The sequence below is a fragment of the Flavobacterium cupreum genome (assembly GCF_003996965.1).
Taxonomy (GTDB): domain Bacteria; phylum Bacteroidota; class Bacteroidia; order Flavobacteriales; family Flavobacteriaceae; genus Flavobacterium; species Flavobacterium cupreum.
Genome location: NZ_QWDM01000003.1, coordinates 374,460 through 389,201, shown reverse-complemented (window position 1 = coordinate 389,201; position 14,742 = coordinate 374,460). Strand labels below are relative to the sequence as shown.

At 32.1% G+C, this 14,742-nt stretch carries 12 protein-coding genes; 5 read left to right on the top strand and 7 right to left on the bottom strand.

The genetic code is table 11. The annotated features are described in order from the left end of the window. Positions 1 to 82 precede the first annotated feature (82 nt). The 7 genes from D0817_RS06415 to D0817_RS06385 all read right to left on the bottom strand — a co-directional run bounded on the left by D0817_RS06415 (position 83) and on the right by D0817_RS06385 (position 7,078). On the bottom strand, positions 83 to 2,155 hold the full coding sequence (locus D0817_RS06415; RefSeq protein ID WP_127337577.1) for a type IA DNA topoisomerase: 2,073 nt from the start codon (positions 2,153 to 2,155) through the stop codon (positions 83 to 85). 19 nt (positions 2,156 to 2,174) lie between these two features. Next, a complete protein-coding gene (locus tag D0817_RS06410; protein WP_127337576.1) occupies positions 2,175 to 3,611 on the bottom strand; it encodes a DUF3945 domain-containing protein in 1,437 nt (478 codons plus the stop codon). A gap of 81 nt (positions 3,612 to 3,692) precedes the next feature. Next, positions 3,693 to 4,010, bottom strand: coding sequence for a helix-turn-helix domain-containing protein (locus D0817_RS06405; protein ID WP_127337575.1), 318 nt, complete (start codon positions 4,008 to 4,010; stop codon positions 3,693 to 3,695). Positions 4,011 to 4,287: 277 nt separating this feature from the next. Next, complete coding sequence (locus tag D0817_RS06400; RefSeq protein ID WP_127337574.1) at positions 4,288 to 5,136, bottom strand: RteC domain-containing protein; 849 nt, start codon at positions 5,134 to 5,136, stop codon at positions 4,288 to 4,290. Positions 5,137 to 5,178: 42 nt separating this feature from the next. Continuing rightward, complete coding sequence (locus D0817_RS06395) at positions 5,179 to 6,039, bottom strand: helix-turn-helix domain-containing protein (RefSeq protein WP_158286301.1); 861 nt, start codon at positions 6,037 to 6,039, stop codon at positions 5,179 to 5,181. A gap of 53 nt (positions 6,040 to 6,092) precedes the next feature. After that, on the bottom strand, positions 6,093 to 6,356 hold the full coding sequence (locus D0817_RS06390) for a hypothetical protein (RefSeq protein WP_127337572.1): 264 nt from the start codon (positions 6,354 to 6,356) through the stop codon (positions 6,093 to 6,095). An 11-nt stretch (positions 6,357 to 6,367) separates the two neighbouring features. After that, positions 6,368 to 7,078, bottom strand: a complete 711-nt coding sequence (locus tag D0817_RS06385) for a hypothetical protein (protein ID WP_127337571.1) — start codon at positions 7,076 to 7,078, stop codon at positions 6,368 to 6,370. A 355-nt stretch (positions 7,079 to 7,433) separates the two neighbouring features. Between D0817_RS06385 and D0817_RS06380 the strand changes: the two genes are divergently transcribed. The 5 genes from D0817_RS06380 (at position 7,434) to D0817_RS06365 (ending at position 14,710) form a co-directional block, all read left to right on the top strand. Then, complete coding sequence (locus tag D0817_RS06380; protein ID WP_127337570.1) at positions 7,434 to 9,146, top strand: AraC family transcriptional regulator; 1,713 nt, start codon at positions 7,434 to 7,436, stop codon at positions 9,144 to 9,146. A 764-nt stretch (positions 9,147 to 9,910) separates the two neighbouring features. Continuing rightward, a complete protein-coding gene (locus D0817_RS06375; protein ID WP_127337569.1) occupies positions 9,911 to 10,093 on the top strand; it encodes a hypothetical protein in 183 nt (60 codons plus the stop codon). A gap of 623 nt (positions 10,094 to 10,716) precedes the next feature. Then, on the top strand, positions 10,717 to 10,893 hold the full coding sequence (locus D0817_RS25650; protein ID WP_158286302.1) for a hypothetical protein: 177 nt from the start codon (positions 10,717 to 10,719) through the stop codon (positions 10,891 to 10,893). A gap of 244 nt (positions 10,894 to 11,137) precedes the next feature. After that, complete coding sequence (locus tag D0817_RS06370; RefSeq protein WP_158286303.1) at positions 11,138 to 13,540, top strand: erythromycin esterase family protein; 2,403 nt, start codon at positions 11,138 to 11,140, stop codon at positions 13,538 to 13,540. A gap of 15 nt (positions 13,541 to 13,555) precedes the next feature. Then, entirely contained in the window at positions 13,556 to 14,710 is a 1,155-nt protein-coding gene (locus D0817_RS06365; protein WP_127337567.1) for a lanthionine synthetase LanC family protein, read from the top strand. Positions 14,711 to 14,742 lie beyond the last annotated feature (32 nt).

Sequence of the window (14,742 nt, the reverse complement as noted above, 5' to 3'; positions counted from 1 at the left end):
AAGTAACTATTTACTTTTATATCATTTAATATATTCTATCATCAAAACATTTAATAATAGTAAGCTGCGAATATGTTTAAAGCTATTTAGTTGTTTCAAACTCAAAGACAGTTTTCCCATCACCAGCAATCGCAATATAAGCATTGAATTTTTTACCAGATTTACTTTTCATTCCTTTAATAAGGGAGGTTCTTTTTTCATTGACCAATTTCTCTATATCAGCTATGCTCAAATGGATTCCGCAAACATTACGAAACTGTATCCATTTGCAATTGTCATCGGGACATTTGACAAGTATATCTTTGATGAGTAATTGGTTGTTTCTGCATTTAGGACAAATAAGAGCAGGTAAATTTTCAGTTGCTATGGAAGCATTAAGAAGTTCTGCAGTGATAGAAGTTGCATAAGCTTCAATTTCCTTTTGGAAGACATCAAAATCAATTTGATTATGTTCTATTTTTTCTAAAGCCAATTCCCATTCGCCGGTCATTGCTACATCTGCAATTTTTTTATCTTTCACAAGATTATACACTTGCAGTCCTTTTTCAGTTGGTATCAGGGATTTTTTTTGCCTCTGAATATACTTTCTGCTAAAAAGTATCTCTATGATACCAGCTCTTGTCGCGGGCGTACCTATTCCAATATTTTGTAACGCTTTTCGTGCATATTCACTTTCAATTTCCTTTCCGGCAGTTTCCATAGCAGATAAAAGCCCCGCTTCTGTATATAAAACAGGAGGCTTCGTTTTCTTTTCCAGTACAACGGCTTCTTTGATTTTAACTTCATCGCCAACTTTTAGTTCTGGCAGCTCCTGAATGTGTTCACTGTCTTCGTCAAAAAAACTTCCTTTAATGGCACGCCATCCTGCCTGCATGACTTTAGAACCTTTCAAAGAAAAATCATAATGCAAAACATTTAACGTTATGTCTGTAATTTCTTTTATGCTAGCCTCGGAAACCGCTTCTAATAACCGTAGGGCAATCATATCATAAATAGAATTTTCTTTAGCAGGTAATACAGAGGGTATTTTCTCTGTAATAAGAAGTCCATGATGATCGGTCACTTTCAGGTCGTTAACTATGCGTTTATTCAATCGTCCCCATTTTATTCTGGCAAAGGCTTCTTTACAAGAGGGTTTGTTTTCCAATGCTCTGACCAGATTAGAAATTTCATCCCAAAGATCTTCCGGGATATATTTGCTTCCGGTCCTTGGATAGCTGATGAATCTCTTTTCGTAAAGGCTTTGGACAATAGAGAGCGTTTCTTCTGCTGAAAAGTTCAGCTTTTTATTGGCCTCTTTCTGTAGGCCCGTTAGATCAAAAAGAAGAGGCGGATGCTCTGTAATGGTTTTACTTTCTACGGAAGTAACATTGGCAGTTTTGCTTCGCTGAATGGACTTGAAAATAGCATCAGCTTGTTTTTTATCATCCCATTTGTTTTTGGAGAGGCTAATAAAGTTAATAAACTCTTTTTGATGGCTAAGCTGCAGCTGCCAGTACGTCTGAATTGTAAAACTTTTGTTTTCCAAATATCGTTTACAGATTAAAGCCAGCGTTGGTGTTTGTACTCTTCCTAATGTATAAATACTATTACCTGCAGAAATACTGAGTGCCTGCGAGGCGTTGATACCTACAAGCCAATCGGCACGGCTTCTTGCCCTTGCGGCCAGATACAAACCATCAAAATCACTGCCTGGTTTAAGATTATCAAATCCCTGTTTGATGGCTTTCTCAGTAAGAGAGCTAATCCACAACCGTTCAAATGGTTTCTTACATTGCAGGTATTGGTAGATATAACGGAAAATCAATTCTCCTTCACGTCCGGCATCAGTAGCCACAATAATGCTTTCACAGCTTTTTATTACCTGTGCGATGATTTTAAGCTGTTTTGCAGCACCTGTATCAGTAACATAGCCTTTCTCATTTTTTACTTTTCGAACTTTTAACAGAAAAGGCTTAGGCAATATTGGTAAGACATCTTTTTGAAAGCCTGAAAATCCATAATCTTCAGGCAAACCAAGTCCTACTAAATGCCCTAAAGCCCAAGTGACTATATAACCATTTCCTGTAAAAAAACCGTTTTCCTTATTTGTTGCGCCTAATAATAAGGCTATTTCACGGGCAACACTTGGTTTTTCAGTAATCACTGCTTTCATATCTTAATGTTTTTTATGATTACATTTTTCTACCTTTGCTCTTGGCTGGTGTGTTGTCTTGCTCTTCCTGTTGTTTCTTGCTGTCAGGTTCTTTCTGTCCTGATTTTAGTGGTTCTGTGCTATTTTTAGTCGCCTCATTGGTTTTACCTTCGGAATTAACAGCTGTCTGGGTTTTATGTTCTTCGGCTGGCTGAACCTTCACACTGTTAGGATTACTAAATGAAAACCCGGCTTTACCGGTATCTTTATTGAAAGTCAGATACCCTTTGTATTCTTTACCTTGTTTATCCACCAATCCGTCTACATAAATGGTTTTTCCTGCTGCAAATTGTTCGTACTGCTGCTCACTGAGCTCTTTCCCTCGTATGGTTTTTGGAACTTCTTGGTTTTGCTGCTGGTTATTTTGGGTTTGACCAGTACTCTGGGTTCTGTCAAATTGGAATTCGACATATCGTTTATCGGCATTAAACTGGACAGTAGCATTAAATGGATCCCCTTTTTTGGAGATCATCCCCTCGATGTAAAGCGGTTTGCCTTCCAGTAAGGTTTGTTTTTGTTCTTCATTAAGTTTGATTCCTTTGATTTCATCCGGGATCTTTATCTTATCCACATGAAGGGCTACTAATTCATTGGTAAGCCTGTCTACACTGATAATTGAGGGAACTGGTTCTCCTGTTTTGAGATTGGTAAGATCTACAACACGCCCCATATTGCCGGTTTTAAGCAGGTTGTCCTTATCTTCTTTGCTAAATTCATGCCCGAAAAATGGAAAATTTAATGTTGGTTCTTTCCTTATACCGTGAATGGCAACTACAACCTGTCCTTCTTCATTTGACTGTAATGACAGCCTTGCATCCATTCGTGTGATAGCAGTTCCTAAATTAAGGCTGATGGGAACCAGTTCATTTGACTTGTAGCCTTTAAGTAACGGTTCAAGCAGATTCATCTTTTCTAGTTTTTCTTTGCTGAGCCCCAGATTGTTCATGGTATCCCAATCGATTTGTTCTGGTTTAAAACGATACTCGCTTGTTTCTGTTGTTGTTTGTGTTGTTTCCATGTTTTTATGATTTTCTACTTTGTTATCTTTTTGTAATTCCATCTTAACTTCATATTCTTTCATTAGTTTTTCGCCTTCGGGCTTTGGATTATCAATCTGTTTTTGCATTTCTGCAGCAATACCTACAGACAGCAATTGTGGCACTTTGAAAAAATTGAAACGGGTCGGATTTTTTAGCTGGCTAAAGAAATTGGAAAAGAAGTTGGACAGCAAATCTCCTTGTTTATCAACCCGCATAAATTGATTTTGATTTTTTTTATCAGCGGGAACTGTTTCCAATTCTCCATTTTTATCAATTCCTTTTACATCCACAATTTTCATTTTTTCCTGGTCCAGTACTAAAAGAATGTCTGTCAGTTGCTCTGGAGTTTCTTGTTTGGGTTTCTCTTGTTCACTCATAATATATTTTCAGTTTTGTTAAAGTAGGATCGAAAGTAAACCAAAGCTCAATAGCCAGACTGTTCAAGTCTTTTTGAGGCTTTATTTGTCCGGAATTGTCTTAATCTGTTTTCTAAGTGGAGCAGAAAAGCTATCGCGGACAAACTGGTTTACATCAGATAGTTTATAGTACAGTTTGCCGCTAATGGTATAATAAGGAAGCTTACCCGAGGATCGGTAACGCTGTAAAGAACGTGAGCTGACCTTGAGCATCATAAACAGGTCCTGACTGTCCAGCAATTCTTCCCCATCAATAGCGCTCTTTTGTTTTTGGGTATTTTCAAAGTGTTCGCCCAGTATATCGAAGCGATCCATTATACGCTCCATCCATGACATAAATTCCATTCTGTCGATATTCATAATAGCTATGTTTTATCAATTACTAATTCTCGATTAATGATCTATGCAAAATTGGAACGCATTAATGACATTTTCTGCCAAGGCTTGCCAATTGAAAAGTATTTTTTTTGAGATTTCAGAAAAACAAACAATGGCTTGTTTATCAACGTTTGTTCATTTTTGTTGGTTGATAAACTAAGGCCGCAGGAGTATTCTGCCAATGGGTGGATATGGGCAGGTAATAAAAAAAGCAGTGTTTTTATGACACTGCTTTAGCTAAGAATGATATGTATGAATTTTATAGATCTTTATCCATATACTGATCTAAGGAAGTTTTGAGCTGGTCTAAAAACAAAGTGCGATTACCTGAGCGTTCTTTCATACGGTGAAAAGCATGGTGGATATCTCCTAATTGGATACGAAACACGATTTGAAAGATTAAGCTGATTTTGCGGATTCCAGTTTTACCGTTAGAAATTGCCCCCGATACATAAAGTGCATAAATCAACTCTATCAGTGCATTTTTCGATTCTGTCCAGAAAACATCTTTTGTGGATTCAGCATTCTGCAAAACCATATCGGGCTTGTCAACAGGATTAATTTTGATAATCAGGTAATTGTAGAGCAGTTCATCCGCTATGATACGGGAAACTTTATAATCATAGTAAGTAGAAAATTGAGTATCAACTTCAAAAATAAAACTGTTAAGACCAGTGTTTAGATTTATTTTTCCTAATTTAAAAAAGTCATGGTCTCTGTCGGTTCTCCCTGACCGATAATACCGGTAAAAATCAGAATTGCAAATATGTTCTTTATATTCATTCTTCAAATGCTGCAATTCACCGGAAAAATATTTATAATACATTTTTCCTCCATTTACCGGACAGGATGTTTCTATCCTGTACACTTTATTATAGTAAATCAACTTTCCAAGTATTTGTGGCTTAATAATTCTGAAGAATTCGATTTCTTCATTTGCCTCTGTAAAATGATGCTCCAAAACTTGCTTTTTCATTCCTGACAATAAATCCTGCAGGAAAATAATCATACGATAGGACTCGTCTATTACATGCACGGATTCCAAACTGATTTCCTGTTCTTTTTTTACGATACTGTAAAGGACATCTTTGTAAGGGGATTGTATCATATTAATAATATTATGCAAACAATATAATTCCATCTTTCAGGTTCATTCAGATCTCAGCCTTAAACGGTACTCCGAGGGGGACATGAAAGTTGATTTTCTAAAAAAATTGCTAAAAGATGAGGAATTACAAAAATGTAATTCCTCAATAATCTGCAAAATGGTCAAGTCATCATTTTGAAGCAAAATTTTAGCTTCCAAAATAAGTGCTTCTTCGATAAACTGCTTAACGGTCTTATTGGTGACCTGCTGTACGGTTTTACTAAGGTGTCCTTTTGTTATTAATAATGCATCAGAATAAAACTTGACACTATGCTCTTTTGCACAATGAAGCTCTACTAGTTGTAAAAATTGGAATACCAGTTTTTCCTTTCGGGTATGTTTTTCTTTTACATTACAGGAATCTTTGCTGTATATTGAAGCAAGCACATACAACAAAAGATTGAAGCTCAGCGACAGTACTTCGTTATAAAATGGATATTCATTTGTTTTGTATCTTTTGTTTCCTGTTAAAGCAAACAAATCATTCAGCAAAAGAGAATCCTCATCCTTGAGCTTTATTTTCGATGGAAATTTTGCGATAAAAAATTCAAAGAAACCTATGTTTGGCTTTCTTATTGTATTCTTAAAGATAAAACCTGGTGTAAAAGAAAGTAGGGAAATCTCCAATGTTTCACTCATCAATACAATCTCGCAAGAAGTTCTAACCGGTATTACAAGCAGTTCACTTTGGCATAAGTAATACTCCACATGATTTGCCCGCAAGGTTATACATCCTGAATTTATCAAAATTATAATGAAGTAACTGCTGTTAAAATATTGTTCCAGTGCAGCTTTCGAACAAAACCTTTCAAAAGTAAAGACCTGCAGGTCTGAATGCCGGTATAATAAACTTTTCTTTATCAAAACATTAATTTTAAACATTTGCTGTGATAAACCCTAAAGAAAATTTTGGATCATCAGTCTTGATAGGAACTATTGGACATTAATATCCACATCAAGGAAACGGACACAAATAATAAGTTGGCAAGGTTATCTGTAAAAAACAGAAAAGCCAGCGGTCGTACATTACGGGTTTTAACCTCATTTATGGATGGATAACCAATCATTTCATCAAATTTCGACAGCTCATAAATGAAATAAAGCTCGATAAGATTAAAAATGATTAAAAACACGCAAAAAACAGTTACGATTCTTTTTTCAATCTTGGGTGATAGATACATGATTTCTCTTTTTATAAATTATTTTGAATAATTCCGGACAGCAAAGCCATTCTTACCGTTTTAAAAGTAATTTCATCTGTGGGGATAAAATTATCATCCCTGTTACCAATAGCTGTGTCCCAATCTTTATCCCCACGCTTTTTTTCGTAAAAAAGGGAAGAGCCTGCAATCGAAGATATAGCGAGTATGACACACTTATCTTCCGATGTATAGGAAGTATCAGTGCTAATATTAGATTGATAAAGTGCTATTGACTGGAGCATACTTTGGTAATCACCATTATTGAATTCCATAATGTTTTCAATAAAGTTTGACAGACTGGCTTTCCCTGCTGCTGTCATAGAAGGATTATCGACGTTTAATTCAAATAGTCCCTGCGATTGGTTTACTGCATTTCTGATTGCATCGATTGATGAATTGGTCAGGTTTAAATTACCCGCAACCAATGATACTGTTGTATTTCCAGTGGGATGGATCGCCTGATTAATTGAAAGAATTGATTCAGAATCGAAAGTACTCTGATCATAAAATTGTGATAGCAGCTGATCGATTTGCAGAGTAAGTGAATTTTTAGCGAAACTGGATACATTGGATTTACTCAGCTTAGAGGTTGAGCCCTCAAGGGAATTAATTTCTTTTAATTCGCTATCCGCTGTAAAATCATTTGTGCAGGAAATCGACAGAATTGTAATGGTAAGTACCCATAATGATAAATTTTTCATGATTAAATTTGTTAAATGTGACCGGCTACTTTTTTTTTCGCCAGTTCATTTCCCCGGGAAGCAGAACTTTTATTTAGCACGATGCCAAACATTTTTGCTTTTGAATTCGGGACAAAGCTAGAAGCTGGATTTCAATCTCGCAAAAGATGTATTGTCGATTTTCGGAAAATAGCATATCGATTTTCGGAAAATCCATACCCTATTTTTTAAAAATATTCATCTCATTATCAATTGTTTATATTATATTTGATGTTCTTTTTTTTAGAAAAACTGTTCAAGAACATTTCTGGAAGACAAAACCCCTTTCTTTAGAAATTATCTTACAATAAAATAGTATACACTTTTATCTTAACCTATGATTAAAAAATATCTACTCGTTTTTTTCCTATGCCTGGGAAATCAGATTACAGCACAAGAAAGTGCCTTTAAAATTCCGGACTCACTTCTACGTAAAGATTATGACTATCTCTATGATAGGATTGACCAATCGCAAGGTGATACTATCAGGCAGTCCTTGTATTTAAAATCATTTTTATTAAAATCGAAGTCTGAAAAAAATTTCGAGGAGATAGTCAATGGATACAAAAATTACCTCCATCATTCACCCGATAAACTAAAACTCATTTATGCCGACAGCATGATATACAGTGCTAAGCAGTCTAAGGAGAATAATCTTATCGGTTCTGCTTATTTGTCAAAAGGGATCGTTTACTATGGACTGAAACAACATGATCAGGCATTGGACAATTACCTCATTGCAAATGATTTTATTTCAAAAACCAAAGACAATTATTTAATTCATAAAGTAAAGTATACAATAGGCCATATAAAATATTATCTAGGTTTTTATGATGAAGCCATATCGTTATTTCGGCAATGCATTGCTTTTTTTGAAAAAGAAGATCCAAGAGGTTATCTAAACTCACTTCATTCACTTGGATTGTGCTACAACAGAATTGGGAATTATGGCTTATGTTCCCAAACAAATAAAAAGGGTTTGTCAGAAGGAAAAAGGTTGGGTATCACTACGATGGATTCTTATTTTATTCATTCTGAAGGAATTAATCAATATGCGCTCAAAAATTATAGGGAGGCTATCAAGCAAATCAACTATTCTTTAGCTATTATAAAAGAAAAGAAGGACTTTGCAAACCAGGCTGTTGGTTATTTTTACATTGGCAAAAGCTATTGGCAGTTAAATGAATATGAAACAGCATTGCCTTACTTTAAAAAAGTAGTTCAGATTATTGAAACTAAAAATTATATTCGGCCAGATCTTCGTGAGAATTATGAGCTGATGATACGTTATTATAAGTCTAAAGACGATCTGAACAACCAGCTTTATTACATACAAAAGTTACTAAACATAGACAGGATATTAGATCGCAGGTATCGATATCTATCCCATAAGATCCATAAAGAGTATGACACCAAAAAGCTGTTGGCAGATAAAAAAAGTATAGAAAATATTCTTAACAGAAGAAAACACAATGATTTGATTCAGGGTTTGGTTATTGCCTTCTTATTTTTTTCCTTAATCCTTTTACTATACCGGAATATAAGAAATAAGCGTATATACAGACAAAAATACGAAGAACTAATGACTAAAGGTAAATCCCCCAAAGTTGAAGAGAAACAAATAACAAATGTAATTGCTGATATAAATCAGGATAAAATAAAAACATTGTTGAAGCAATTGGAGAAATTTGAAAAGGACGACAAATTCCTCGAAAAAGACTTGACTTCTAGCAAATTAGCTGTAGCCTTTGGCGCAAATGTAAAGTATCTGTCAAAAATAATTTATCACTATAGAGGAAAAAAGTTCGTCGATTACATTAATGACCTCAAAGTAGACTATTTAATTTCTCAACTGCAAAATGATAAAGCAGTTAGAAAGTATACCAATAAAGCTTTGGCTGAGGAAGTGGGATTCAGCAGTACACAAAGATTCACCAACGCTTTCTTTGCCAGAACCGGAATGCCAGTTTCCTTTTTCATTCAGGAAATTAAAAAAGAAGAAATGACTCATTTAGATGAAAAACAGAATTCTAATTTGAAATCCAATTAAAATAATTTAATTAAAAGTTACTTAAAAACTATTCTACTATTTAATTAACAGTTTTACCAATAATTAAAATTATACTAGAATTTTCTATTATAACAATATAAGGTAATTGCACTTTTTTTATTTTAGATGTAATATTAGGGTATTATAATTCAAAAAAACGAGCATAATAGCACCTAATACGGATTAAAACTCTGGGAATTTATTCTAAATCAGTAACTTCTCTATTTCATTCTTTTAAATTAATATAATTTGGATTTTAACGCGGATAAATATATATTGATAAATAGTCTTCTTACGTTCGTAAATGTAAAATTCAAGTTCTCTTGGATGTCAATTTCAGATATATTTGAGTGGACCAATAATAGATAAAATATTCTTTATTTTCTTTTTATAAATAAAAAACATGTTCTATGTATTAAGAAAATTTTCAATAATTATACTCAACGGGCTATATATAAATCTGAATATAACAAATAAGATTTCAAAATCGGGTTAAAAAAACGAGATAAATATTTCTCCAACTTAACTTGGTTAATATTAATTTTTTATCTTAAAAAAATATTTTATTTTATGAAATACTTTATGTTTTATTAAAAAATTTTATTCTTAATTTTTTTTTATGTTATTTATAATTTTACTTTTGGCAAAAATAATCTCACTTTAGTCTCCTTAGTAATTATCAAGTGCACGTGATAAAAAAATTTGGAAAAAAATGTGAATATTTTAGAAATGTAAATTATTTATTAATCATCTAAAAAAGAACGATGAAAAAATTAGCATTAAAAAACTTAAAAGTTAAAAAGGTTTCCAACGAGGAACAAAAATCAGTTAAAGGTGGACAAGAGGCAGAATTTTTATCTTTATGGAGCTGTAGCGATTCAACCAAATGTTGGAACGAAAAAACAGTTACATTATCTTGTTCTAGCTGTGATTTTGGGCAAGCATAATGATTTAATCAATTAATGTTTTGTAAATAAGGTAATACTTATAAAATCTATTTATTGGAACTACCTTCATTTAGGTAGTTTCCTTCTTATAAATTGAATATTAAAATCCTCTTGATTAATATTCTTTGCTTGGGTACTAATTTATGGCAAAAAATTATAGCTGTTTTATCACATAATTTTATGTCGTACATTTTATTATTTATACCAGTATTTTTAATGAACTCAAACATTTATGTTTTCTCAGGAGACTTTTAGTTCCAAATCATATCTAATCAATGCAAAAATGATTATTCTCTTTTAGAAAATAAAGGAAATTGTTTTATTTAGGAGAGCAAACGCATAGAGATGAGACTACTTTCGAGGAAAAAGTAAAAAATTATAAAAGAACTTAGTAACATATCTTAAAAAAAATATTTTATTTTATAAAATTAAGAAAATACAATGTATTTTCTTAAAATTTTTATTCTTAAAATTTTTTTATGTTATTTATAATTTTACTTTTGGTAAAAATAATCTCACTATAGTTTTCTTAATAATTATCAAGTGCACGTGATGAAAAATTAGAGAAAAATGTGAATATTTTAGAAATGTAAATTATTTATTAATCATCTAAAAAAAGAACGATGAAAAAATTAGCATTAAAAAATTTAAAAGTTAAAAAAGTTTCTAAAGAAGAGCAAAAAGCAGTTAAAGGTGGTTTTCTATCTTTATGGAGCTGTAGTGATTCAACTCAATGTTGGAATGAAAAAACAGTTACACTATCTTGTTCAAGCTGTGACATGGAGCCATATCTTCAATAAAATAATTATAACAAAAAGACCAATTGTTTAAAGGAACTACCTTTATTTAGGTAGTTCCTTTTTTTAAACATGTTATTTACTATTTTCTATGGATATTTTTTCGTTAGGTGCTACTTTATTGCAGAAAGTTAGATTAGTAATTCCACATACTTTTTGTATAAGGTTTTTTATGATTTTTGCAGGAATTGTAATGAATTCAACTTCTATGTTTGCCCAATATTCTTTTGGCTCTAAACTCTATTCGATGAGTGAAAAAAATGATTATTCTTTTTTGGAAAAAATTCTAAAAAACAAGCAAGTCGTTTTATTAGGAGAACAAAGTCATGGCGATGGAGCTACTTTCGAGGAAAAGGTCAAAATTATTAAATACCTAACAAATAAAGGAAAGTTTAATACAATCGTTTTTGAAAGCGGGATGTATGAAAATTATAAGGCGTGGAAATTATATTCTACAGGGAAAGCAACTTCATCAATTTATTATCAAAGCATTTATTCCTTATGGTCAACAACTCAATCGTTTCAAAAATTGTTAGATCATATTGATCGTAGAGCTATTTTAAAAGATTCAATTAAAATCATAGGTTTTGATTCGCAAGAGAAAGGAGAATTGTTTAAGAAATATTTTATTGATGATCTAAGAAAAACTTTTAATGATCGTCAAATTATTATTAATGATCAAACATATAATACAATAAAAAAAGTTTTTATTGATAAGGATTTGAAAGAATTTGCTGATAATAAAAAAGATTCCATCTATTTATATCAACAATATGAATTGCTATTAAGTTCATTTCAAAAGATGCATAATCTTAGTAAAGATGAGAAAATGATCAAGCAGGTCGTGCTGAGTCAGATTGCTCAAGTTGATTTTGATATCAAAGTTTTACAGGGCTATAAAATTGCTTTTCAAAATCCCAGAGATGCTCAGATGGCAAGAAACCTTATATTTTTAACAGAGTTATATCCCAACGAAAAAATGGTTTGTTGGGGAGCTTCTTATCATTTTTCAAATCGTATCAAGGATTTTGATTATACAGATATAACCGAAGATTATCTAAAGAGGCAAGTCGCTTTGGAGCAAACAAATTCAGTTAATCCCATTTCGACTTTTGAAGATGTAAAAATGCTTGGAGATGCACATCCAATGGGTGAGTTTTTAAAGAATCATTTCAAAAGTAAAATATACAGTATTGCTTTTTCGAGTTTTGAAGGAGAATACGGAATTGCGGAAGGTAAGTCTTATCCTATTTTAACACCACCTGCAAAAAGTGTTGAGCAAACTCTTGCTCAGGATAGCAACGATAAAATCTTTCTTAATTTTGATAAAAAATTTATGGGAAAATATTATTGTTCCGCACTTGGAAATATGCCTTTAAAAGCAAATTGGAATTCCATTTTTGATGGTTTGATTTTTATAAAAACAGCATTTGCTCCTCCATTGAGCTCTTATAAAACTCGTGACATTTCTTCTGCGGATAGTCAGAATTTTTCGATATCTGGTGAAACTTTAGATTTAGAAAGTGATAAAATTATTCCAAATGCAGATGTCTACCTAATGAATTGTAATAAAAGTGTAGTAGCCAATGACAAAGGGATGTTTCATTTTACAATACCAAAAAGTAGTTTTAATGATAAATTGATTATTTCAGCAATGGGTTATTATTCTGATACACTATCAGTTTCACAGTTAGAAAAATCCAATAAGGAATTATTGCAAATTAAGCTCAAGAAAGAAACTGATATAGGATTTTCTTTGAATGAGGTTTTGATTTCTTCTTCAAGAAAGAAAATGAATAATTTGTCCGCGAAAACAATCTTAAAAAAGGCTAAATCGGCTATCCAGTACAATTATTATCAGGCACCTTTTAATCAGAAATTCTTTTTTAGAGCACAAACCAAAAAACAAAGTGGTCTCACGTCTAATGAAAAAGCTTTTATAAATACTTATAGTCCCAATGGCTTTAAAGTCTCTCAAGATCCTGCAAGTAATTATTTTGGAGAGATACTTCAATATAAGAATATTGCAAATACTGAATCAAAGGAAAATTGGAAAGGAATTGGTTATTTAGGTGTAATTATTTTTAGAAGCATCTTATTAAGCAACCAAAATGTACTTTATAAGACGTCTTCATTTGATCTACAAAAGGAAAAAATCATAGAGTATAATGGTAGAAAAGTTTATGTAATCAGCTTTATCAATAAAGCTCCCGATGTATTTTCAACTGGCTTTGGAAACCCTCCTGCCAAGTCAGCTACAGGATATATTTATATAGATGTAATGTCCTTCGCTATATTGAAATTCGAACATTTTGTGGTATTGTATCCAGATCAACCTAATGATCAGGAAAATGTGATAATAGAATCAACTCATAAGATTACCGAGACATTTAAATTAGTGAATGGAAAATATTTTATGAATTACTGTAATGAAAAAGTAGAAAACAAATATTTATCCAAAAAAGACAAGAAACTTTTGAGCGAATTGAATACTAACTATGATTTGATGTCGGTAGACATATTAACCAATAACGTTGAGGTAATTTCCCGCCCGATTGACCGTTTGAAATTAGATATTAAAATCAAAGATAATCCCGTTAATTTGGATTATAATAACTTTCTTTTGGAAGATGAAGACATCAAGTTTTAAATATTTATAAAGAAAATGCAGAACATAGTTTTTGAAATTGAAAAACAAATTTGGGCAACAGTACCCAAAGAAAACAGAATAGGTATACTTAATGGTCTTTCAGGGATTGCATTGTTTTATAATTCACTTTTAGAAATTGATAATAATAATGAGTTTCAGGAAAAATTAATAAAAATTATCGAAAGGATTAATGATATCATCTCAGATAATGTCTCTCTACCATCTTTCTGTTCAGGATTAGCAGGTTATGGATGGGTTTTATTGAGGATTAATAATGAGATAATTGATATAGATGAAGATTACTTTTTGTCACTCGATGAAATTTTGCTAGAAGAATTGACAGGACAAGCTAATGAAGATGACTATGATTTTTTGCATGGGTCTTTAGGTATTTCTATGTACTTTGTTGAAAGATTTAAGCAAACAAAAGATGAGAGTATAAAAAGAATTTTGATTGATTATATAACAGAATTAATCGGGAAAATATCTAAAAATTTAGAAGGAGTATTGATTAGAGAAGATGGTGTAGACAAGTGTCATTATATTTATTTTGGTATGGCACATGGTATTGCAGGAGTAATAAATATAATGCTTTACATCAAACAAAATTTAGAAGTTCAAATAAATAATTTTGATGAATCAATTAGAACATGTATCGATTATTTAAACAAATTCAAAGGTTATAATGATAAATCAAAACAATTTTATCCGAATCATTACCTGACAGAAAATAAAACTTTTGCTCAATCTCGACTATCTTGGTGTCAAGGAGATCTTGGAATAGGTAATGCACTATATAACGCAGGGTTGTTTTTTAAAGATGCTAAATTGCAGATCGAAGGCGCTGAATTAATTGAATTTACAAAAAAAATCTCCTTAACCGATTCAGGAGTTAAAGATTTCGGTATCTGTCATGGAACTACTGGTATTATAATGCAGTATTATCTGGCAGGTAAAAGAAGTGAGTCAGATTACCAGAGTGTCATCAGTATATGGCTTGATATTTTACGAGATCAAACCAATGATTTCACCAGTTTTCTTGCGATGAATCATAAAGGTTACTTGGGGGAGACGAATATATTAGAGGGGTCAGCCGGATTAGGTCTGGTTTTACTCTCATTAGATGATAGAATAAAGCCGGATTGGCTAAACTGTTTAAATATCTACTGATAAAAAATAACGAGGTTTTTAGACATTCCTTT